The 21,665-nt window shown below is 69.9% G+C and carries 21 protein-coding genes; 8 read left to right on the forward strand and 13 right to left on the reverse strand.

All coding sequences use genetic code 11. The annotated features are described in order from the left end of the window. Nucleotides 1–14 precede the first annotated feature (14 nt). From BM109_RS17500 to BM109_RS17520, 5 genes are read right to left on the reverse strand one after another with little or no spacing between them, the layout of a single operon-like run. Nucleotides 15–2,183, reverse strand: a complete 2,169-nt coding sequence (locus BM109_RS17500; protein WP_093344787.1) for a flotillin family protein — start codon at nucleotides 2,181–2,183, stop codon at nucleotides 15–17. A gap of 53 nt (nucleotides 2,184–2,236) precedes the next feature. Continuing rightward, nucleotides 2,237–2,869, reverse strand: a complete 633-nt coding sequence (locus tag BM109_RS17505; RefSeq protein WP_256222622.1) for a ubiquinone biosynthesis protein — start codon at nucleotides 2,867–2,869, stop codon at nucleotides 2,237–2,239. A gap of 52 nt (nucleotides 2,870–2,921) precedes the next feature. Further along, on the reverse strand, nucleotides 2,922–3,362 hold the full coding sequence (locus tag BM109_RS17510) for a hypothetical protein (RefSeq protein WP_256222623.1): 441 nt from the start codon (nucleotides 3,360–3,362) through the stop codon (nucleotides 2,922–2,924). Continuing rightward, nucleotides 3,359–4,087, reverse strand: coding sequence for a PspA/IM30 family protein (locus tag BM109_RS17515; protein WP_093344793.1), 729 nt, complete (start codon nucleotides 4,085–4,087; stop codon nucleotides 3,359–3,361). The genes BM109_RS17510 and BM109_RS17515 overlap by 4 nt, the downstream gene beginning before the upstream one ends. An 11-nt stretch (nucleotides 4,088–4,098) precedes the next feature. Next, nucleotides 4,099–4,515: a YjfI family protein gene (locus BM109_RS17520; protein WP_093344797.1), complete on the reverse strand. Its 417-nt coding sequence runs from the start codon at nucleotides 4,513–4,515 to the stop codon at nucleotides 4,099–4,101. A 139-nt stretch (nucleotides 4,516–4,654) separates the two neighbouring features. Here BM109_RS17520 and BM109_RS17525 point away from each other — a divergent pair, with 139 nt between their 5' ends. Then, the gene (locus BM109_RS17525; protein WP_093344800.1) at nucleotides 4,655–5,866 is read left to right on the forward strand and encodes a hypothetical protein; all 1,212 of its coding nucleotides are present in this window, start codon (nucleotides 4,655–4,657) and stop codon (nucleotides 5,864–5,866) included. Nucleotides 5,867–5,877: 11 nt separating this feature from the next. On the opposite strand, the gene BM109_RS17530 is transcribed toward BM109_RS17525, so the two are convergent. Next, the gene (locus BM109_RS17530) at nucleotides 5,878–6,087 is read right to left on the reverse strand and encodes a TOBE domain-containing protein (protein WP_093344803.1); all 210 of its coding nucleotides are present in this window, start codon (nucleotides 6,085–6,087) and stop codon (nucleotides 5,878–5,880) included. 197 nt (nucleotides 6,088–6,284) lie between these two features. Between BM109_RS17530 and BM109_RS17535 the strand changes: the two genes are divergently transcribed. Further along, nucleotides 6,285–7,484, forward strand: coding sequence for an NAD-dependent formate dehydrogenase (locus BM109_RS17535; RefSeq protein WP_093345069.1), 1,200 nt, complete (start codon nucleotides 6,285–6,287; stop codon nucleotides 7,482–7,484). Here the strand turns inward: BM109_RS17535 and BM109_RS17540 are convergent. From BM109_RS17540 to adh, 4 genes are all read right to left on the reverse strand, one after another. Then, a complete protein-coding gene (locus tag BM109_RS17540) occupies nucleotides 7,474–8,403 on the reverse strand; it encodes a LysR family transcriptional regulator (protein WP_093344806.1) in 930 nt (309 codons plus the stop codon). The genes BM109_RS17535 and BM109_RS17540 overlap by 11 nt on opposite strands. A gap of 22 nt (nucleotides 8,404–8,425) precedes the next feature. Then, nucleotides 8,426–9,781 (reverse strand): DUF2325 domain-containing protein, encoded by a 1,356-nt coding sequence (locus BM109_RS17545; RefSeq protein ID WP_177239370.1) that lies wholly within the window; start codon nucleotides 9,779–9,781, stop codon nucleotides 8,426–8,428. Between the two features lie 117 nt (nucleotides 9,782–9,898). Continuing rightward, entirely contained in the window at nucleotides 9,899–10,288 is a 390-nt protein-coding gene (locus tag BM109_RS17550) for a DUF779 domain-containing protein (RefSeq protein WP_093344811.1), read from the reverse strand. An 88-nt stretch (nucleotides 10,289–10,376) separates the two neighbouring features. Further along, a complete protein-coding gene (adh, locus tag BM109_RS17555) occupies nucleotides 10,377–11,897 on the reverse strand; it encodes an aldehyde dehydrogenase (protein WP_093344814.1) in 1,521 nt (506 codons plus the stop codon). Between the two features lie 234 nt (nucleotides 11,898–12,131). On the opposite strand from adh, the gene BM109_RS17560 reads away from it, so the two are divergent. The 3 genes from BM109_RS17560 to BM109_RS17570 all read left to right on the forward strand — a co-directional run bounded on the left by BM109_RS17560 (nucleotide 12,132) and on the right by BM109_RS17570 (nucleotide 15,399). Further along, entirely contained in the window at nucleotides 12,132–14,030 is a 1,899-nt protein-coding gene (locus BM109_RS17560; protein WP_093344816.1) for a sigma-54-dependent Fis family transcriptional regulator, read from the forward strand. A 101-nt stretch (nucleotides 14,031–14,131) separates the two neighbouring features. Then, nucleotides 14,132–15,034 carry a nitroreductase gene (locus tag BM109_RS17565; RefSeq protein ID WP_093344819.1) on the forward strand — a complete coding sequence of 301 codons (903 nt, stop codon included), beginning with the start codon at nucleotides 14,132–14,134 and terminating at the stop codon, nucleotides 15,032–15,034. Further along, nucleotides 15,031–15,399: a gamma-glutamylcyclotransferase family protein gene (locus BM109_RS17570; protein ID WP_093344822.1), complete on the forward strand. Its 369-nt coding sequence runs from the start codon at nucleotides 15,031–15,033 to the stop codon at nucleotides 15,397–15,399. Before BM109_RS17565 ends, BM109_RS17570 begins: the two co-directional genes overlap by 4 nt. A gap of 24 nt (nucleotides 15,400–15,423) precedes the next feature. Here BM109_RS17570 and BM109_RS17575 read toward each other — a convergent pair whose 3' ends face one another. After that, a complete protein-coding gene (locus tag BM109_RS17575) occupies nucleotides 15,424–16,452 on the reverse strand; it encodes a molybdopterin-binding protein (protein ID WP_143129186.1) in 1,029 nt (342 codons plus the stop codon). Between the two features lie 207 nt (nucleotides 16,453–16,659). On the opposite strand from BM109_RS17575, the gene BM109_RS17580 reads away from it, so the two are divergent. Both BM109_RS17580 and BM109_RS17585 read left to right on the forward strand, forming a co-directional pair. After that, complete coding sequence (locus BM109_RS17580) at nucleotides 16,660–17,493, forward strand: class I SAM-dependent methyltransferase (RefSeq protein ID WP_177239371.1); 834 nt, start codon at nucleotides 16,660–16,662, stop codon at nucleotides 17,491–17,493. A gap of 322 nt (nucleotides 17,494–17,815) precedes the next feature. Further along, nucleotides 17,816–19,414 (forward strand): OpgD/OpgG family glucan biosynthesis protein, encoded by a 1,599-nt coding sequence (locus BM109_RS17585; RefSeq protein WP_093344826.1) that lies wholly within the window; start codon nucleotides 17,816–17,818, stop codon nucleotides 19,412–19,414. 22 nt (nucleotides 19,415–19,436) lie between these two features. Here the strand turns inward: BM109_RS17585 and BM109_RS17590 are convergent, their stop codons facing one another. Further along, nucleotides 19,437–20,357 carry a LysR family transcriptional regulator gene (locus tag BM109_RS17590; protein WP_093344829.1) on the reverse strand — a complete coding sequence of 307 codons (921 nt, stop codon included), beginning with the start codon at nucleotides 20,355–20,357 and terminating at the stop codon, nucleotides 19,437–19,439. Between the two features lie 125 nt (nucleotides 20,358–20,482). On the opposite strand from BM109_RS17590, the gene BM109_RS17595 reads away from it, so the two are divergent. Next, nucleotides 20,483–21,244, forward strand: coding sequence for a glucose 1-dehydrogenase (locus BM109_RS17595; RefSeq protein WP_093344831.1), 762 nt, complete (start codon nucleotides 20,483–20,485; stop codon nucleotides 21,242–21,244). A 3-nt stretch (nucleotides 21,245–21,247) separates the two neighbouring features. Here BM109_RS17595 and BM109_RS17600 read toward each other — a convergent pair whose 3' ends face one another. After that, nucleotides 21,248–21,658, reverse strand: coding sequence for an FKBP-type peptidyl-prolyl cis-trans isomerase (locus tag BM109_RS17600; protein ID WP_057597061.1), 411 nt, complete (start codon nucleotides 21,656–21,658; stop codon nucleotides 21,248–21,250). Nucleotides 21,659–21,665 lie beyond the last annotated feature (7 nt).

Raw genomic sequence — 21,665 nt, forward strand, 5'->3', positions numbered from 1 at the left:
GGGTCAGCCCGCGCTCAGTTGCGGAAGGTGGAGATCAGGTTGTGCAGCGCCGATTTCTGGGTCTCGCTGCCCTCGGTGGCGATCTTGTTCACGAGCGCCGCCACGCTCAGGTTCTGGATCTCGCCCGAGGACGAGCCGAGCGCGCCCACGATGTCGCGCAGGTCCTGCACCACGTCGCGGTTGCCCGAGAGCTGGTCCTTGAACGCGACCTGGATCGCATTGCTCTTGGAGATCACGCCGTCGATGCCCTTGCCCACCGAGAGCGAGCGCACGAAGCTGTCGAAGTAGTCGCCCTGCCCGCCCACGATGTCGATCTTGGCGTTCGACAGCGCGGTGCCCAGCACCTCGGCCTGCTCCTTGGCGATGGCCGTCTGGGCCTCGATGCCCTTGAGGGTCTCGATGTGCGACTTCTCGAGGCGCATGCGGAATTCCTCGTGGTCGCGGGTCTCGGGGCTCATGGACTTCATGGCCTCGAACTTCTCGTGCAGGCCCTTGGCCTCGGCACCGAAGCGCGCCTCGATCACCTGCGCATCGGCCTGGCCCGACTTGAGCGTGGCCTCGGCATCGGCCGTGCGCACGTTGACCTCGGCCAGGCCGAGCTTTTCCTTGCCCGAGGCCTCGGCCTCGAACTTGGCGCGCATGCCCGCGGCCTCGGCCTGCGAGCGCGCCTCGATCACCTGCGCATCGGCCTGGCCGGCCTTGAGGATCGCGTCGGCATCGGCGGCGCGCACGTGCACGTCGGCCAGGCCGATCTTCTCCTTGCCCGTGGCCTCGGCCTCGAAGCTGGCGAGCTTGGCCTGGGCGGTGGCGATCTGCACCTTGGCGGCGGCCAGGCCCGGCGCGGCGGAGATGGCCTCCACGCCCTCGGCCTCGCGCTTCTTCGACTCGGCGTCACGCTCGGCCACCTTGAGCTTGGCATCGGCCAGCGTGAGTTCCTCGGCCGCCTTGTGGCGCGCGCGCTTCTCCTGCGTCTCGGCCGCCTTCACGTCGAGCACCATCTTCTCGTCGGCCTGGCCCTCGGCCATGATCACCACCGACTTCTTGGTGCGCTCGGCCTCGGCCACCACGCGCAGCTCCTTGATCGCCTCTTCCTGCTCGGCCACGGTGCGCTCGACCACGATGCGCTCGCGGATCACGTCGGCGATGGCCTTCTTCTGCACTTCGACGGCCTTGTCCTTCTCGATGCGCTGCAGCGTCACTTCCTTCTCGCGGTCGACGATCTCGAGGTCGCGGGCACGCGTGACCTTTTCCTCCTCGATCGCCACCGCGCGCTTGCGGTTGTTCTCGGCCACTTCCTTCTCGCGCTGCACGTTCTCCTGCTGCACGGCCACGGTCTGCTCCGAGAGCAGGCGCGCGCTCTCGGACTTGGTGCGCTCCTCGGCCTGGATCTTCAGCGTCTCGGCCTCCTCGCGGGCGCGCACGCTGGCGATCTCGCGGTGCTGGCGCGAGGTGGCGTCGGCCTGCTGGCGCTCGAGCTCGAGCAGCGCTTCCTGCGTCTCGACGTTCTTCTTCTTGATCTGCATTTCCTCGTTGCGGCGCAGTTCGTTGGTGCGCACGTGCTCGACCGCCGTCAGCTCGGTGATCTTCTTGATGCCCTGCGCATCGAGGATGTTGTTGGCATCGAGCTCAGACAGCGGCGTCTGCTCGAGGAAGTCGATCGCCGCGTCTTCGAGCACGTAGCCCGAGAGGTCGTTGCCGATCTGGCTCACGATCTGGTCGCGGAAGTTGTCGCGCGCCTGGTAGAGGTCGACGAAGTCCATCGACTTGCCCACGGTCTTGAGCGCCTCGGAGAACTTGGCCGAGAACAGCTCCTCGAGCGTCTCGTGGTTCGAGGCGCGCGCGCAGCCGATGCCCTGCGCCACCTTGAGCACGTCGTCGGCCGTCTTGTTGACGCGCACGAAGAACTTCACCTTGATGTCGGCGCGGATGTTGTCGCGGCAGATCAGGCCCTCGTTGGCCGAACGGTCGATCTCGATCGTCTTGACCGAGATGTCCATCAGCTCGGCCTTGTGGATGATCGGGTAGACCATGCGGCCGGTGAAGGTGACCTCGGGTTCCGCGCGCAGCGTGTTCACGATCAGCGCGTGGCCCTGTTCGATCTTGCGATAGAACTTGGCGAACATCGCGAACAGGCCGAGGATGACAATGGCCAGCACGGCGACGGCAATGAGGATGGGCTCCATCTTTTTTCTCCAGTACTTGAAGCGGAAAACAGGGGATCGGGCGGGGGCCGCGCTCAGGACGCGAGGTCGTCGTGCGCGGCGATGAGGTAGCGCGCGGCCACCTCGTCGTATTCGAGGATCAGCGCGATCGAGCCGCGCTTCAGGGTGTTGGGCACGGGTGCCCAGACGCGGATGTTGAGGCTCGCGCCGCGGCGCGCCACCTCGGCGCGGCCGTCCTTCTCATTGACCACGCCGGTGACGACCTTGCAGGTCTGGCCGACCAGCGCCGCGTTGCTCACGGCCGTGTGGCTCACGAACAGGCCGCGCAGCGGCCGGATCGCCACCGCCGTGACCGGGATCGCCACCACGGCGCTCGCCACCAGCAGCGCGGTGCCCGCGACCAGCTTGAGCAGCGTGGTCGGGACCAGCGGCAGCAGCCACTCGCCGCCGAGGCACGACACCACCCAGGCCACCAGCACCAGCAGGCTCACCGCGACCGAGAACGGCACGCCGTTGAGGCCCATGGCCACCACGTAGCTCGCGAGGTCGCCGACGTCCTCGGCATCGCCGTCGGCGTGCGCGAGGTCGACGTCGATGCCGTGGTGCTCGATGTCGACCAGGCCCAGCATCGCCAGCACCCAGTAGATCAGCACGACGCCCAGCAGCACCGTGTAGATCGCGGTCGGGTAGCCCGTGACCGCTTCCATGAAATTGCCCATCGATCCTCCCCCGGGCCAGCCGGTGGTCTCTGCGTTGTTGTTATCGCCGCGCCGGCTTGCCGGTGCGGGCGCTCTGCTTCACGCCGTCGGGAGCGCTCTTGGCGGCGCTCTTCGCAGTGCTCTTCATCGCGTTCTTCGTCGTGCTGTTCGCCGCGGCCTTCCCACCGCCCGCGAATGCGATCAGGTCGCGCGTCGCCCGTTCCTTGATGGCGAGCCGGTCGTCGGCCGCCAGTCCGTAGCGCGCCGCCAGGAACTCGTAGTCTGCCGCACCGAGCGACACCGTGAGCCGCGGGCGCTTGGGGCCCGCGGTGGTCGTGAGGCCCAGCACCTGCCGGATCTGGTCGGAGGTCGACACGTGCCGGTCGAACGCCGCCTTGCGCACCGCCTCGAGCACCGCCTCCTCGACGTCGAAGGCCACCTGCACCGCGCGAATGGCGTCGTCCGAGCCCTGCCAGCGTGCCGGCTTGGCCCGCACGGTCATTGCGCGCCGGACTCCGGCGTGCCGCCGCCGGCCGCGCCCGCCTGGCGCGCGCGGATGCGGTCCATGACCTTGCCGGTGCGGTTGGCATCGCTGCCGATGCCGGCCGCCGCGAGCTTCTTCTCGAGCGCGGCGTGGCCCAGTTCGTTCTCGAGCGACTCGCTGGCCGCCATGCGGTCGGACAGGTCCTCGTGGCGCTTGCGGATGCGTTCGAGCGACTCGCGCGCATTGGCCAGCCGCGAGCCGCCGCTGCCGATGTTCTCGGAGATCGACTGCGTGGCGCGGTAGACGCTCTCGGTGGTCTTGGCGATGCCGATCTCGCGCTCGTGCTCGCGGATGCGCGCCTCGGCCGAGCGGATCAGCTCCTTGAGCTTGCCGACCTGCAGCGCATACGAGGCATGGGCCTTGGCCTGCTCCTCGAGCTCCTGCTCGATGGTGCCGATGCGCGCGGCCACGTCGAGCGCCAGCCCCTCCTGCGTCTTGTTGAGCGCCTCGAGCGCGAGGCCCTCGTAGCGCGCCACCTCGTTCTTGAGGCGCTCGATCTCGCGGGCCGACTGCATCTCCTTGGCCATGACGCCCGTGAGGTCGCCCTTGGCCTTCTCGATGCTGTGCTTGGCGTCGATGATTTCCTGTTCGTAGATGCGGGTCGCGTTGCTGTCGACCACGCTCTCGCCGATCTCGCGTGCGCTGCCGCGCAGCAGGGTGACCAGTTTCTTGATGACCGTCATGATGACCTCGCTTAGTTCAGGAATTCGGACAACGCATCGAGTGCATCGAGCGCGTTGTCGCTGAGCACCGCGACTTCGCGCGCGATGTCCTCGACGCGCGCATCGCGCCCGAGCGCACCGGTGAGCACGTAGCGGCCGTCGACGCGTCCGAAGGACGACAACGGCACGGAGGGATTGAGGTCGAGCAGCGACTCCAGCAGCTCGGTGCGCCGCTCGGCTTTGACGTCGGCCTCGGTCCACAGGTAGCAGATGCAGATGATCTGCATGTCGGAACTCGTCACGAAGATCGGGAGCTCGTCGCGGCCCTCGATGCTCACCTGGATCACGGGCGTCTGGCCCGGGATCGGCTGCAGCTGCACCGTCACGCCGCCCATCGCGGCCCCCGCCAGAACGTCCAGACCCTCGAGTTGATTCAGCAGCGTTTGCATACCCCTCCTGGTGATTGAGTGACGTGAAGGCGCTCTTGCCTCGGTGGGTTCACTATAGGGCTGCCGACATAACATGTCAAAAAATCTTTTGGCCTACGACCATGACTTTGGGCACTGGCGCGCTCCCTAGAATTCGACGATGGACACCTTCCTCCTCGTCGCGACCCTCGCCTCGCTGCTCGCGCTCAACGCGTGGATCACGCGGCGCATATGGGCCATCGACGAGACCGCGCTGCGCCGGAATCTGCTGATCGCGATGGCCTGGCTCGTTCCCTTCATGGGTGCGTTGATCGCGTGGACCCACTTGCCCAGATCGCCGCGAGGCGCCGGAAAGGACGCGGACGATGCCGCGCCGCCCCACGGCTTCGTCGCCGAAGCGGCACCGGCCGAGCTTGCCGTCGGCGCTGCGCCGGCGTTCTCCCTGCCCGCGAACATGGACACGGCGCAGGGTCTGCCGCTGCTGGATTGGCAAGCGCTCGAAGCCTGGGCCTCCTCGCAGGACGATCCCGACCTTCGACGCGAGGCGCTCGCTCGGGGACGGCGCGCATGGCTGCTGCATCTGCGGGATGCCCTGGGCCCTCACTTCCATCTGTACGAATCGGAACAGGCCTGGGTGCTGTCCTCGCTCGAGCCCGTGGTCGCGGCGGCCACGGCGGCCTATGTGGTCGCCACGCGCAAGCGGATCCAGCAGGTCCTGGCCGGCATCGCCCTGTTCGAAGCCGGCGACAGGAGCATCCTGCTGGTCGTGGACGACGAGGAGAGCTACTACGGCTACGTTTCGGGCTACTACCCGGAGCAAGGCGAATTCGCCTTCAGCGGCGGCATGTTCATCGACGCAGGCTGCCCGCACTTTCTCGCGAAGCGGGCCGATCTCTCGGCCATCGAGCCCGTGATCGCGCACGAGATGACGCACAACGCCCTGTCGCACCTGGACCTGCCCCGATGGCTCGACGAAGGCCTCGCGGTCAACACCGAGCGGCGGCTCGCGGGCGCCGGCCCCGCGATGCACACGCCGCAGGAATTGCGGCGCAAGCATCTCGCGTTCTGGGGCGAGGCGGAGATCCAGCAGTTCTGGTCGGGCGAATCCTTCTTCCGGACCGACGACGGCAACCTGCTGTCGTACGAACTCGCCCGCATCCTGGTCGAGCAGCTGGCCCGGGACTGGAACGCCTTCGCGCGCTTCGCCTCGAGCGCGCGACGCGAGGACGGCGGTGCCGAGGCGGCGCTCGAGGTCTTCGATGCGGACCTCGGGGCACTGGCGTGCGCCCTGCTCGAGCGGCAACCCGATCGCCAATGGTCACCGGCGCCCGCGACCTGGTTCGCCGCGGCGCAGGCAGCCGCGCCCGCCTGACGCGCCGCGCCTCAGTCGGTGCCCACCATCACGCTCGAGGCCTTGATCACGGCATAGGCCGTCTGGCCTTCCACCAGCTTGAGCGAATCGGCCGAGTTGCTGGTGATGGTCGAGACGACCTGGACGCCGGGCGCGATCTCGAGCGTGACCTCGGTGCTGACGGGGCCGCGGACGATGGAAATGACCTTGCCCGAAAGGACGTTGCGTGCGCTGATCTTCATGGGTGCTCCTGGTTGGATGTGAAAGCCCTCGACGGTCGCGATGCGCGCCGCCGAAGCGCGGGGCCATGGTAGCGCGCAGTTCTTTCGATAAGCCTCGCCTATCGCCGCATCGGATCAAACGATTGGCGCCGCCATGCCGTTCGCGAAACCATCTCTCCCGTGCAGCGATGTGCTGCCGCATCAACCAGGAGATGACTTTGGCCAAGATTGTTTGCGTGCTCTACGACGACCCCGTGACGGGCTATCCCACCACCTATGCCCGCGACGACCTGCCGCATCTGGAGCGCTATCCCGACGGACAGACCCTGCCCACGCCGCGGCGCATCGACTTCCAGCCCGGCACCCTGCTGGGCAGCGTCTCGGGCGAGCTGGGCTTGCGCAAGTACCTCGAGGCCAACGGCCACCAGCTGGTGGTGACCTCGAGCAAGGACGGCGAGGACAGCGTGCTCGACCGCGAGCTGCACGACGCCGAGATCGTGATCTCGCAGCCCTTCTGGCCCGCCTACATGACGGCCGAGCGCATCGCGAAGGCGCCCAGGCTCAAGATGATCGTGACGGCGGGCATCGGCTCGGACCACACCGACCTGCAGGCCGCCATCGATCGCGGCATCACGGTCGCCGAGGTCACCTACTGCAACAGCAACAGCGTGGCGGAACACGTGGTGATGATGACGCTGGGCCTGGTGCGCAACTACATCCCCTCGTACAACTGGGTGGTGAAAGGCGGCTGGAACATCGCCGACTGCGTGGCGCGCTCCTACGACCTCGAAGGCATGCAGGTGGGCACGGTGGCCGCCGGGCGCATCGGGCTGCGCGTGCTGCGGCTGCTGAAGCCCTTCGACGTGAAGCTGCACTACCTCGACCGCCATCGCCTGCCCGCGTCGGTCGAGAAGGAGCTCAACCTCACGCACCACACCAGCCTCGAGAGCCTGACCCAGGTCTGCGACGTGGTGACGCTGAACTGCCCGCTGCATCCCGAGACCGAGCACATGATCAATGCCGACAGCCTGAAGAAGTTCAAGCGCGGCGCCTACCTGATCAACACGGCGCGCGGCAAGCTGTGCGACCGCGACGCGATCGCCTCGGCGCTCGAGAGCGGCCAGCTCGCGGGCTATGCGGGCGACGTGTGGTTCCCGCAGCCGGCGCCGGCCGACCATCCGTGGCGCACGATGCCGCACCACGGCATGACGCCGCACATCTCGGGCACCAGCCTGTCGGCGCAGACGCGCTACGCGGCCGGCACGCGCGAGATCCTCGAGTGCTACTTCGAGAACCGGCCGATCCGCAACGAGTACCTGATCGTGCAGGGCGGCCAGCTCGCCGGCGTGGGCGCGCACTCGTACAGCGCGGGCAATGCCACCGGCGGCTCGGAAGAAGCCGCGCGCTTCAGGAAGTAGGCTGCGGCGCCGCGCCGAGCAGTCCGTCGACCCAGCCCTGCAGGTCGAGGTCGCGGAAGCTGCGCAGCGCGGCATCGAGCACCGGCGCATGCGGCTGCTGCGCCAGCACCACCAGGCCGATGTCGCGCTGCAGCTGCGGCGACATCGGCCGCCAGCGCAGTTGCTCGGCGCCCTCGGCCAGGCACAGCACGCTGTGCGGCAGGATGCCGTAGAGGCCGGCCTGGCGCACATGCGCGTAGAGCACCGTCATCGAATCGGTCTCGACCTGCGGCACGGCCTTCACACCGGCGGCGGCGAAAGCCGCGTCCATGCCGCGGCGGCACTGCATGTTGGTGGTGAACAGGCACAGCGGCAGGCTCGCGGCATCCGACCACGACATCGAGGCCGCGCCCTCGAACATCGCTTCGTCGGCCGCCACCAGCACATAGCGCTCGCGGAACACCGGCAGGGTCTGGAAGGCGCCGAGCCGGTCGTCGTCGAGGTAGCTCAGGCCGATGTCGAGCTCGAAGTCGGCGATCTTGCGCAGGATCTCGGCGGCCGACAGCGTGTAGACCTCGTGCTTGAGGCGCGGATGCCGGCGCAGGCAGTCCTGCGTGAGCCGCGGCACCAGCGGCAGCGCCGCGGGAATCGCGCCCATGCGCAGCACGCCCACGGGGTCGTTGCCGCCCGCGCGCGCGTCCTGCCGCAGGCCCTCGCAGTCGGCCAGCACGCGGCGCGCCCAGGCCAGCACGCGCTCGCCATCGGCCGTGAAGCCCTCGAAGCGCCGGCCGCGCTGCACGATGACCACGCCGAGTTCTTCCTCGATGCTGCGGATGGCGCCCGAGAGCGCGGGCTGCGAGACGTTGCAGGCCGCGGCGGCACGGCCGAAGTGCTGTTCGCGCGCGAGCGCGACGACGTAGTTCAGCTGGCGGATGAACATCGATGCGGTGGGCGCGCCCGGCTCAGCCGTGCCGCGGACAGATCGGCGACGTGCCGGACGGCCCGTCTTCCCTGCCCTCGCCCTGCGCCTGCGCGCCTTCCGCCGGCCCCGAGAAGGCCGCGGCGAAGCAGCCGATGCCCGCGCTGCGCAGCGGCATGTAGCGCACCTGCTGGCGCGTGCACACCCGCTTGAGGTTGTCCACCGATTCGTGGTCGATGCAGTCGACCGGAAACACCACCACATGCGCCCAGGAGACGGCCGCGGCCAGCAGGCCCGCACGGTCCTCGAGGCCGCCGCCGTGGCGCCGGAATTCCCCGCCGTGGCGCAGCACGAGATCGCGGATCGCCGGATAGGTGCTGGGCCGCCCACCCACGTAGAGGATGCGGCGGCCCTGCAGCTGCGCATCGAGCTGCGCCGACTGGTCGTTGCGCCCGCCGTCGTCCGCGTTGATCCGCAACTGCAACTCGGCGGCGCCGAGTTCGCGGCCCAGCGCCTGGGTGTGGCGGCGCAGGTGCTCGAGCGTCTCGGCCAGTTGCGCCGCCTCGGCCTGCGCGGCGGCGGCGGTCTGTTCGGCGCGCTCGCGGCGCGCGGTCTGCAGGGCGATCAGCGCGGCCGCCTTCTCGGCCTTCTCTGCCTTGTCGGTCTCCTCCGCCCTTTCCTGGCGCTCGGGCGCCGCGGCGGCCGTGGCCTCGATCAGTTCGCGGCGCAGCGCCGCGATCTGCCGGTCGCGCTCCTCCATCAGTTCCTGCGAACGCAGCTGCTGACGGTCGAGCTTCTCGCGCAGCTCGGCGTTGTCGCGCTCCAGCGCCACGAGACGGCGGATGTCCGCACGGTTGGCCGCGCCGACCAGGTGCGACAGCATGTGGACGTCGCCGAACACGCGCTGGCGCAGCGCGGGCGTGGTCTTGCGGTGCGTCAGCATGGCCCAGTAGGCGCCGGGCACCTCGCCCTGGTGCAGCGATTCGTCCCAGTAGGCGGTCAGCGCCTCGGCGTCGGCGAGCTTCGAGGCGCGCTGCAGTGCCGGCGCATGCCGGTGATCGAGCGCCTTCTGCAGCGCCTTCGCGACCTGCGGGTCGTGCGAGGTCTGCCGCACCGCGTCGTGGTGGATGTCGAGGTCGCTGGCGCCCTTCACGTCGGCGAAGCGCGCCATCAGCTTGCGCAGCTCGGCCGTGCTCAGACAGGTGCCGATCACCGAGCAATGGAGGTGGTGGTCGAGGTCCGCCAGCCGTGCGCGGCCGGCCGCGACGGCCTCGTGCGCCTCGGGCTCGGGCGTGGCGCAGCAGTCGACCGCGGCATAGCGCAGCGGCGAATCCGCGCGATCGACGCGCGTGAGCGCGGCATCGGCGGCGGCGAGAAGGCGAAAAGGCGGCTGCTGCATCGGCGGGGCGCGCGACGGCGCGGTCTGGCGAAAACGACACCGCAATATACGACGCAACATAGCGAAAGCCAAGCGCGAGGGCTTTCGGCCCGGATTCCGCCCTGGGGCGGAAAAGGCTCAGGCCTTGGCGCTGTCGCGCTCGCGCGCCTCGAGCACGGCCCATTCCTCGTCGGTGAACAGCCGCGAGCGGGTCAGGAAGCGCACGCCCTCGGGCCCTTCGAGCGAGAACATGCCGCCGCGCCCCGGCACCACGTCGATGATCAGCTGCGTGTGCTGCCAGTACTCGAACTGCGGGCCGCTGATGTAGAACGGCATGCCGCCGATGTGGCCCAGCAGCCGGTCGTAGTCGCCGACGATGAACTCGCCCTGGGCATAGCACATGGGCGCGCTGCCGTCGCAGCAGCCGCCCGACTGGTGGAACATCAGCGCGCCGTGCCTGGCGGCGAGCCGGTCGATCAGCGCCAGCGCCGCGTCGGTCGCGGTCACGCGCAGGACTTCTTGCGTCATGGAAAACCTTCCTTCGGGGATGCACGAACGCCCCGCGCGCCCCTTCGTGGGCCGCGCGGGGCGCGCGGGGCGTGCCTTGCGGCAGGGATCAGAAGAAGCCGAGCTTGTTCTCGCTGTAGCTCACCAGCAGGTTCTTGGTCTGCTGGTAGTGGTCGAGCATCATGCGGTGGTTCTCGCGGCCGATGCCCGACTGCTTGTAGCCGCCGAAGGCCGCATGCGCCGGGTACTGGTGGTAGCAGTTGGTCCACACGCGCCCGGCCTGGATGCCGCGGCCCATGCGGAAGGCACGGTTCATGTCGCGGCTCCAGACACCGGCGCCCAGGCCGTAGAGCGTGTCGTTGGCGATCGCGAGCGCCTCCTCCTCGTCCTTGAAGGTGGTGACCGAGACCACCGGGCCGAAGATCTCCTCCTGGAAGATGCGCATCTTGTTGTGGCCCTTGAACACGGTCGGCTTCACGTAGTAGCCGTCCTTGAGGTCGCCCGCGAGCGTGTTGCGCTCGCCGCCGATCAGCACCTGCGCGCCTTCCTGCCGGCCGATGTCGAGGTACGACAGGATCTTCTCGAGCTGCTCGCTCGAGGCCTGCGCGCCGATCATGGTCTCCATCTCGAGCGGGCTGCCCTGGCGGATCGCGGCCACGCGCTTCAGCGCGCGCTCCATGAAGCGGTCGTAGATCGATTCCTGGATCAGCGCGCGCGAGGGGCAGGTGCAGACCTCGCCCTGGTTGAGCGCGAACATCGCGAAGCCCTCGAGCGCCTTGTCGAAGAAGGCATCGTCCTTGTCGAGCACGTCGGCGAAGAAGATGTTGGGCGACTTGCCGCCGAGCTCGAGCGTGACGGGAATCAGGTTCTGGCTCGCGTACTGCGAGATCAGCCGGCCGGTGGTGGTTTCGCCCGTGAAGGCGATCTTGCCGATGCGGTTGCTCGAGGCCAGCGGCTTGCCGGCTTCCACGCCGAAGCCGTTGACCACGTTGAGCACGCCCGGCGGCAGCAGGTCGCCGACGATCTCCATCAGCACCAGGATCGACACCGGCGTCTGCTCGGCCGGCTTGATCACCACGCAGTTGCCGGCCGCGAGCGCGGGCGCGAGCTTCCACACCGCCATCAGCAGCGGGAAGTTCCACGGGATGATCTGGCCGACCACGCCGATCGGCTCGTGGAAGTGGTAGGCGAAGGTCTCGTGGTCGATCTCGCTGATGCCGCCTTCCTGCGCGCGGATGCACGCGGCGAAGTAGCGGAAATGGTCGATCGCCAGCGGCAGGTCGGCCGCGGTGGTCTCGCGGATCGGCTTGCCGTTGTCCCAGGTCTCGGCGGCCGCGAGCACGGCCAGGTTCTCCTGCATGCGGTCGGCGATGCGGTTGAGGATGTTCGCGCGCTCGGTGGTCGAGGTGCGGCCCCAGGCGGCCTTGGCCTTGTGCGCGGCGTCGAGGGCGCGGTCGATGTCGGCGGCGCTGGAGCGCGGCACCTCGCAGAAGACCTGGCCGGTCACCGGCGTGATGTTCTCGAAGTACTGGTTGTCCACGGGCGCCACCCACTCGCCGCCGATGTAGTTGCCATAGCGCTTCTTGAACGGCACCGCGGTACCGAATTTGCCCGGTTCGAGCATGTCCATGCGTGTCTCCATTGTGTTGAAGGCGCCGCGACATGCGGCGTCCCGCACGAAGGTCTGCAAGGCCCGTACCCGCCGGACTCGGTGAAATCCCGAAGGCCCCGGCCCTGGGCGCGGCGCTGTCGCAAGGGTTTTCTTTCGCAATCTGCGACATATCCGCGCGAACATGACGGCTAGCATGTCGCGAAAGGCGAACCGGGCGAACCGGCTCGCACCCCGAACCGACTGGAGCCGTGGATGACCGACTCGCAATCGCCCTCGTCGCAGGTGGAACAGGCCCGGGAGCTCTTCTTCGTGCAGGGCCGCGACCCCGAGCCCTGGATCGCGCCGCACATCTCGCGCTCGTGGCGCCGCAGCCTGCCGGTCGATCCGCGCGGCGGCGAGTGCGAGCCGATGGCGGTGGCGCTGCTGCGCGAGCGGCGCGAACAGGCGATGCGGCTGCTCGACTGCGCCCAGCCCGAGCTCGACGGCCTGGCCGAGCACGCCACCGGCAACGGCTGCGTGGTGGTGCTGTCGGACGCCAGCGGCCTGATCCTCGACGAGATCGGCAGCCCCGACTTCCTGCCCAAGGCCGAGCGCCTCGCGCTGCGGCCCGGCGCCGGCTGGTCGGAACACCAGCGCGGCACCAATGCCATCGGCACCGCGCTGGCCGAGCGCCAGGCGCTGATGGTGCTCGGCGGCGAGCACTACCTGGCACAGAACGGCACGCTGGGCTGCGCGGCGGCGCCGATCTTCACCGGCCGCGGCGAGGTCGCGGGCGCGCTCGACATCTCGGGCGAGACGGTGCGCGTCAACAGCCATGCGCTTGGGCTGGTGCGCATGGCGGCGCAGCAGGTCGGCCACCGCATGATGCTCAGCGAGGCCAGCGGCCACCTGCTGCGCTTCCATCCGCGGCCCTCGCTGATCGGCACCGCGCGCGAAGGCCTGATGGTGATCGCCGACGGCCGCATCGCCGCGGCCAACCACGTGGCGCTCGAGCTGTTCGGGCACTCGTGGCAGGAACTGCTCGACCTCGACGCCGCCACCTTCCTCGGCCGCGACTGGGCGCGCATGGAGCGCCGCCGCAGCCTGCTCACGCTGCCGGGCGGGCGCCAGATCGCGACCGTGCTCGAGCGCTCGGCCCGGCCCGGCGAACCGCTGTCGCGCGGCGCGCGGCGCCAGTGGACGCCCGAGGATTCGGCCGCCGCGCCGCCGCCCGACGACGTGCAGCCGCTGCTCGAGCGCGCGATGCGGGTGCTGAACCAGGGCGTGCCGGTGCTGGTCAACGGCGAGACCGGCAGCGGCAAGGAGGTGTTCGCGCGTCGGCTGCATGCGGCGAGCCGGCGCAGCGCCGGGCCCTTCGTCGCGGTCGACTGTGCCTCGCTGCCCGAGACCCTGATCGAGGCCGAGCTGTTCGGCTACGAGGACGGCGCCTTCACCGGCGCCCGCCGCCGCGGCGCGCCGGGCCGCATCCGCGAGGCGCATGGCGGCATGCTGTTCCTCGACGAGATCGCCGAGATGCCGCTGGCGCTGCAGACGCGCCTGCTGCGCGTGCTCGAAGAACGCACGGTGCGCCCGCTGGGTGGCGGCCAGGGCGTGGCGGTGGATTTCGACCTGGCCTGCGCCACGCACGGCGACCTGCCGGCGCTGGTGGCGGCCGGGCGTTTTCGCGCCGACCTGATGTACCGCGTGGCCGGCTTCACCGTGGCGCTGCCGCCGCTGCGCGAGCGCGCCGACCGGCATGCACTGATCGCGCGGCTGTTCCTCGAATCGGGCGCGGCCGCGCGCGGGCTGCGGCTCGAGGACGAGGCGCTCGAGGCGCTCGCGGCCTGCTCCTGGCCCGGCAACGTGCGCGAGCTGCGCAGCGTGCTGCGCTCGCTCGTCGCGCTGGCCGAGCCCGGCGATGCGATCGGCCTCGACGCGCTGCCGGCGAACCTGCGCGCGATGCCCGGCATGCCGGCCGCCCCCGTCCCGGACACCACGAGCCCCGGCTTCGGCGGCCCGCCGCCGCTCGTAGCGATCACGCGGCAGGCGATCGCGCAGGCGCTGCAGGACTGCGGGCACGACGTGGCCGAGGCCGCGCACCGGCTCGGCATCCACCGCAGCACCGTCTACCGGCACCTGGCACGCGAGCGCGGCCGGCGGCCGGGCGGCTGAGCCTGGCGATGTCCCGCTCCCGCCATGGCTTTCGCTATGCTTTTTAAAATATAGCGAATCCACTTGCGAATCCGCCGCCGTTTCCACGTCCCGTGTTCCCCATGATCAGTACCACCCCTCTCCACGGCCTGCTCGCGCTCGCCGACGAGCGCCACCTGGGCCGCGCGGCGCAGGCCAGCCGCATGTCGCCGGCCGAACTCGCGCAGGCCCTCCAGTCGCTCGAGGCCGAATACGGCCATGCGCTGCTGCGCACCTCGGCGCCGCCGGCCGAACGCGGCCAGCGCTTCGAGGGCTTCACGCCGCAGGGCGAACGGGTGCTGGCCTGGGCACGCGGCTTTCTCGCGCAGAGCGAGGCGCTGCGCCACGAACTCCAGGCCTCGCGCACCGAGGCCGCATTGGCGCCGCTGCTCGAGCGCCGCTCGGTCTCGCCCAAGCGACTGCGCCCGCCCGCGCCCACGGCAGAGCACATCGACGCGATGCTGCAGGCGGCATTGCGCGCGCCCGACCATGGCGGCCTGCATCCGTGGCGCGTGATCGAGTTCCGCGAGGCGCAGCGCGCCGCGCTGGCCGATCGCTTCGAGGCCGAGAAGCTGCGCCGCGATCCGCTGGCCTCGGCCTCCGATCGCCGCCGCGCGCGCGAGCATGCGACGCGCCCGCCCGCGCTGCTGGCCTTCGTGGTCGTGCCGCGCGCACGCAGCAAGGTGCCCGCGCGCGAGCAATGGCTGGCCGCCGGCGCCGCGCTCGGCAACCTGCTCAATGCCGCGCATCAACTGGGCTTCGGCGCGATCGTGCTGAGCGGCGAGCGCTGCTTCGATCCGGTGCTGGCCAGCGAGCTCGGCGTGCGTCCCGAGGAATTCCTCGCGGGCTTCGTGAGCCTCGGCAGCGTGGCCGAGGCACCGCCCGCGCGCGACCACGCGCTGCCCGGCGAGGTCTGGTCGGCCTGGGCGCCGCCGCGCGAGCATCTATCGCCGCATGCCGGCGATGCGGGACGTTCGTCGCCATGAGCACGGACCACGGCGCCACCGAGCGCCTGTTCTCCTACGGCACGCTGCAGCTCCAATCGGTGCAACTGGCGACCTTCGGCCGGCTGCTCGCGGGCCAGCTCGACCAGTTGCCCGGCTACCGCCTGGAACGGCTCGCCATCCGCGACCCCGCGGTGCTCGCGACCAGCGGCAAGAGCCACCATCCGATCGTCGCGCCCACGGGCTGCCCCGAGGACTGCGTGGACGGCGCGGTGTTCGCGATCACGCCGGCCGAGCTCGCGCAGTCCGATGCCTGCGAGGTCGAGGACTACCGGCGCGAACGGGTGCGGCTGGCCTCCGGCCTCGAGGCCTGGGCCTACGTGGACGCGCGCGGCCGGCCCGGCTGAGACGGCGGCGCGTCGATCCGCAGTTCAGGGCGTGTCCGCCGCGAACACCTCGATCGCGACCAGGTTCGACACCGAGCGGCCCTGCTTGACCTCGCCCGGCACCACCAGGCGCGCGACACCGTTGGCGCCGAGCCCCGCGCCGTTCATGTCGTAGGCGACGATCGCGCCCTTGTTGCCGAAGCCCGGATCGATCTCGCCGAGCGAGACCGCGGCGCGGTAGCCGTCGCTGCCGGTGGCCACGGCGTACATCGACAGGCTGGGGTTCTTGCCCGCGGGCAGGCGCAGGCCCAAGCCGTTGAGCAGCGTCCACAGGCTGACGCCGGTGTAGACGTTGGCGCCCACGGTCTGCGTGACCGGCACCATCGCCTGCAGCGCCTTGAGGTCGAAGCTCAGCGGCGTGCCGACCGCGCCCGACACCGCGAAGCTCGTCGACACGCCGCCGCCCGTGCCGGCGGCGGTGGCGGCCGAGGGCTGCACCCGCAGCCGCACGAGCTGCGAGACATAGCGCCCGCCCTTGATGTCGCCCGGCGCGGTGACGCGGAACGGTCCGTCGGCCGCGGCCAGCGGCCCCGAGCCGGCGCCGGTGGTTTCGGCATAGGCCACGATGGCGGGCTTGTTGCCGAAGTCGGGGCTCAGCTCGCCGAGCGCGAACACCACGCGGTAACCGTCGGCGCCGGTGGCCAGCACGTGGCGGCTCAGCAGGTCGTTCTTGCGCGTGGCGTCGGCCTGCAGGCCCGCGTCGGACAGCAGCGACCAGAGGCTGGTGCCGGTGTAGGTGCGGGTCTGCGGCGTGCTGCCGCTGTTGAAGTTCACCGTCTGCGTGAGGGCGGCGCGCGCGGCCAGGTCGGCCTCGGCGTAGTCGGCGGGACGGTCGATGGCACCTTCGAGCTTGACCGTGGGCGCCGGCGGCGCGGGCGGCGGCGGGGGAGAAGGCGGTGCGGGCGCGGGCGGCGGCACCACCGGCAGGAACACCGCGCCATCGCCACCACCGCCGCAACCGGCGACCACGACCGCCACCAGACCGGACACCACGCCCGCGGACCAATGTTTCATATCCACCTCGTCTCCATGTTTTTCGATATGTTTATTCTTACATAGCGAATTCATTCGAATCCAATAGCTCTCTTCGTATGCGATCCATCACTGTGCATGTATGGATATGGCGAACGGCCAATTTCCGCCGCGACTGAACAGCGCGCGCCCTTGCCCGTCTCTTCATCAGGCGAGAGACTTCGCCCCCGCCCTCACTTTCGATCCCGCATGCCCTCCGACGCCGCCCTGCCCGCTTCCGGCCTTTCGGCCGTGCCCTCGACGCTGCGCATCCCGCTGGCCGCGCGCGCCTTCGGCGATGCGATGTTTCCGCGCATGGCGATCGGCGACGCGAGCGCGGCGCGCCTGCTGGCCACGCTCGAGGACCAGGCCCCGCCGCTGCCGCGCGACCGCGCCACGGTCTATGGCGTGCTGGCGCGCACGCGCTGCTTCCGCGCGCTCGCGCGCGATTTCCTGCAGGCGCATGCCGGCGGCCATGTGGTCAACCTCGGCTGCGGCCTGAGCCACTACTTCCAATGGCTCGACGACGGCAAGGCGCGCATGACCGATGCCGACCTGCCCGAAGTGCTCGCGGTGCGCCGCGCGCTGCTGGCCGACGACGAGCCACGCCACGAGGTGCGGCCGCTCGACCTCACGGCCCCCGACTGGTGGGACGGCCTCGGCCTGCCCGCGCGCGACGGGCCGCCGGCGTTCCTGTTCTCCGAGGGCGTGCTGATGTACCTCGAGCCCGCGCAGGTCGAGGCCGTGTTCGCCACCTTCGGCGAACGCGCGCCCGTGGGCTCGGTGCTGGCCTTCGATGCCATGTGCTGGCTCGCCACCGGCCGCGCGCATCGGCATCCCTCGGTGCGGCCTACCGGCGCGCAGTTCCGCTGGGGCCTGCGCCGGCCGGCCGAGCTGGCGCGCGCGCATCCGCGGCTGCGGCTCGCGGGCACCCACGAGGTGATGGCCGGCTATGGCTTTCCGCACGGCATGCTGTCGCACGCGATCGGCGCCTTCTTCGGCGTGCCGATGTACGCGGTGTATGCGCTGCACGCGGTGGGCTGAGCCCGGCTCGATACACAAACGCACAATTTCACCGCATCGCCGGCCTTGTCCGATGGCGTTTGCGCGGAATGGCTGACGCGTCGCGGGCCGCGGTCGCGGCAAGCTTCAGACTCGTCCCGCCCGCCGAACCCGTGCCCTCCCGCACAGGCCGGTGCCTGCGGCGGAGGAGTTCCGCGTTGCATTAGGATCGTCCGGCTCGCCGCCGCGGCACCCCGTGTCCGCATCGGCGCCAGGCACCGGCCGCCACGCCAGCGCCCTCTTCTTCGTCCGTCTCCCGGAGTTCACCCGAACTCGTCAGAGAAATCGCAACCCTCAAGAAAACATGCTTGATCGCCGATCCTTCCTTGCCGCCGGCAGCGCTGCCGCCACCCTCGCCGCCCTCGGGCTGCCCGCCGAAGCGCTGGCCGCCAACGGGCTGCAACTGAGCCAGCCCCGGCCTTTCTCGTTCGACAACCTGGTCGCCGAAGCCAGGTCGCTGGCCGGCCGGCCCTACGCCGCACCGGCGCCGCTCGCGCCGCAGGTGCTCGAGAAGATCGACTACGACGCGCACGGCAAGCTCAAGTTCGACCCCGCCAACGCCCTGTTCCGCGACGGGCCCGGCGCCTTCCCGGTCACCTTCTTCCACCTCGGCCGCTTCTTCCAGACGCCGGTGCGCATGCACGTGCTCGAGAGCTCCGACGGCGACGGCTTCGCGCGCGAGGTGCTCTACAACCCCTCGTACTTCTCGATGCCCGCCGACAGCCCGGCGCGCGCGCTGCCCGAGGGCGCCGGCTTCGCGGGCTTCCGCCTGCAGGAAAGCCGCCTGGGCGACCAGGCCAAGCTCGACTGGCAGAAGAACGACTGGGTCGCCTTCCTCGGCGCCTCGTACTTCCGCGCGATCGGCGAGCTGTTCCAGTACGGCCTGTCGGCGCGCGGCATCGCGCTCGAGGTGGCCGTGCCCGACCGGCCCGAGGAATTCCCGGCCTTCACGCGCTTCTATTTCGAGACGCCCGCGGCCGGCAACACCAACTCGATGACGGTCTATGCGCTGCTCGAGGGACCGAGCATCACCGGCGTGTTCAAGTTCGTGATGCAGCGCGGCAAGGCCGTGATCATGGACATCGACTCGCGCCTGTTCCTGCGCCGCGACGTGGCGCGCCTGGGCCTGGTGCCGTTGACCTCGATGTACTGGTACTCCGAGACCGCCAAGCCCACCGCGATCGACTGGCGCCCCGAGGTGCACGACTCCGACGGCCTCGCGATCTGGAACGGCGCCGGCGAGCGCATCTGGCGCCCGCTCAACAACCCGACGCAGACCCGCGCCTCGGCCTTCGCCGACACCGGCCCCAAGGGCTTCGGCCTGCTGCAGCGCGACCGTTCCTTCGATCACTTCCAGGACGGCGTGTACTACGAGAAGCGCCCGAGCCTGTGGGTCGAGCCGCTGGGCGACTGGGGCGAGGGCTCGGTGCAGCTGATCGAGATTCCGACCGACGACGAGATCCACGACAACATCGTCGCCTTCTGGGTGCCCAAGGCCGATGCCAAGGCCGGTGCCAGCTACAACCTCAAGTACCGGCTGCACTGGACCGACCAGGAGCCCTACCCCTCGCCGCTCGCGCGCTGCGTGGCCACGCGCATCGGGCGCGGCGGCCAGCCGGGCCAGCCGCGACCGCCGGGCGTGCGCAAGTTCATGGTCGAGTTCATCGGCGCGCCGCTCGCCAACATCCCGTTCGGCGTCAAGCCCGAGCTGGTGCTCACGGCCTCGCGTGGCAAGTTCTCCTACATCTTCGCGGAGGCGGTGCCCAACGGCGTCACCGGCCACTGGCGCGCGCAGTTCGACTTCACGGCCGAGGGCAACGAGCCGGTCGACATGCGCCTGTTCCTGAAGAACGGCGACCAGACGCTGACCGAGACCTGGCTGTACCAGTACCAGCCAGGCTGAGGCCGACGGGCCTCTGCCTCTTTCAGCGCGGCTTGCGCTGCCGGTCGTAAGGCGCGAACAGCTCCACCGCCCAATCGACGAACACGCGCAGCTTGGCGCTCAGGTGCCGGTTGGTCGGGTACACCACGTGCAGCGGATAGGGCTCGGGCGCAAAGCCATGCAGCACCTCGACCAAGGCACCGCTCGCGAGATACGGCGCGGCCATCAGGTCGAAGGTCTGCGCCAGGCCCATGCCCGTGAGCATCGCGCTCAGGTGCGCAGTGCTCTCGTTCACGCCCACCACCGTGTGGCCGTGGATCTCGATGCGGTCCTCGCCGCGGCCGTAGCGCAGCGGCACCGGCCGGTTGCTCAGCGACGAGAAGTAGCCCACCACGCGGTGCCGACCGTCGCCGATGTCGGCCGGGGTCTTCGGCACGCCATGGCGCTCGAGATAGCCGGGCGTGGCGCAGGTCACGAAGGGCATGGTCGCGATGCGGCGCGCCACCAGCGTCTGGTCGTCGAGCGGGCCCGCGCGGATCACGCAGTCCACCGCATCGCCGACCAGGTTCACGGGCCGGTCGCCCACGCCGATCTCGAGCTCGATCTCGGGATAGCGCGCATGGAAGGCAGGCAGTTGCGGGATCAGGATCATGTTGGCCAGCGAGGAGCCGACATCCACGCGCAGCCGCCCGCGCGGATTGGCCTGCGCGTTCGTGAGGTCCGATTCGATGTCCTCGAGCTCGGCCAGCACGCGCGCGGTGCGCTCGTAGTAGGCCGCGCCCTCGGGCGTGACCGTCACGCGCCGGGTCGTGCGCTGCAGCAGCTTCACGCGCAGATGGGTCTCGAGCTGCTGCACCATCTTCGTCACGGTCGGCTTGGGCATCTGCAGCGAATCGGCGGCGCGCGTGAAGGTGCCGGCCTCGACCACGCGGGCGAAGACGCGCATGGCAGCGATCTGGTCCATCGGCCGATTATTAGTGATTCGTGAATAAACAAGTGGCGCGCGGCGTCTTGGTCGACGTGGGGGTCGCGCCCAAACTTCCTTCCATCGTCAACGCCGCCTCGCGGCATCACCCAAGGAAAGAAGTCATGTCCACCTCTTCGCTCAAGCTCGATGGAAAGATCGCCCTCGTCACCGGCGGCACCAGCGGCATCGGCCTGGCCACCGCGCAACGCTTCGTGGCCGAAGGCGCCCACGTCTTCGTCACCGGCCGCCGCCAGGCCGAACTCGACGCGGCCGTGAAAGCCATCGGCCGCAACGTCACGGGCGTGCTCGGCGACGTCTCGAAGCTCGACGACCTCGACCGCCTCTACGACACCATCCGCGCGCAGAAGGGCCGGCTCGACGTGCTGTTCGCCAACGCGGGCGGCGGCAGCCTGGTGCCACTGGGCCAGATCACCGAGGAGCATTTCGACAAGACCTTCGGCATCAACGTGCGCGGCCTGCTGTTCACCGTGCAGAAGGCGCTGCCGCTGATGGGCAAGGGCTCGTCGATCGTGCTGAACGCCTCGATCACCAGCATCAAGGGCACCCCGGCCTTCAGCGTCTACAGCGCGACCAAGGCCGCGGTGCGCAGCTTCGCGCGCAGCTGGGCCGTGGACCTGAAGGATGCCGGCATCCGCGTCAACGCGGTGAGCCCGGGCGTGGTGCCGACCCCGGCCTACGAGCTGCTGGGCCTCACGCCCGAGCAGGTCGAGGGCTTCATCGAATCGCAGGCCCAGGCCATTCCGCTGGGCCGTGTCGGCACGCCCGACGAGATCGCCAAGGCCGTGGTGTTCCTGGCCTCGGACGACAGCAGCTTCGTGAACGCCACCGAACTCTTCGTCGATGGCGGCATGGCGCAGATCTGAAGCTCAGCGCTTGGTGACCGAGATCAGTTCGATCTCGAAGTTCAGCGTGGCGTTGGGCGGAATCACGCCGCCCGCGCCGCGCGAACCGTAGGCGATCGACGGCGGGCAGGTCAGCTTGGCCTTGCCGCCCGGCTTCATCTTCTGCACGCCCTCGGTCCAGCACGGGATCACGCCGTTGAGCGGGAACTCGGTGGGCTCGTTGCGCTTGTAGGAGCTGTCGAACTCCTTGCCCGAATCGGGGAAGGTGCCGCGGTAGTGCACCTTGACCACGTCGGTCGCGGCCGGCGAGGCGCCCGTGCCTTCCTTGAGCGACTGGTAGATCAGGCCGCTGGCCGTGGTGACGGGCGCGGACTGGGCCCACGCGGCGGACACGGCGCAGAAGGACACGAGAGCGGCACAGAACAGGGACTTCACGGAATAC

Source organism: Variovorax sp. PDC80, assembly GCF_900115375.1.
Classification (GTDB): domain Bacteria; phylum Pseudomonadota; class Gammaproteobacteria; order Burkholderiales; family Burkholderiaceae_C; genus Variovorax.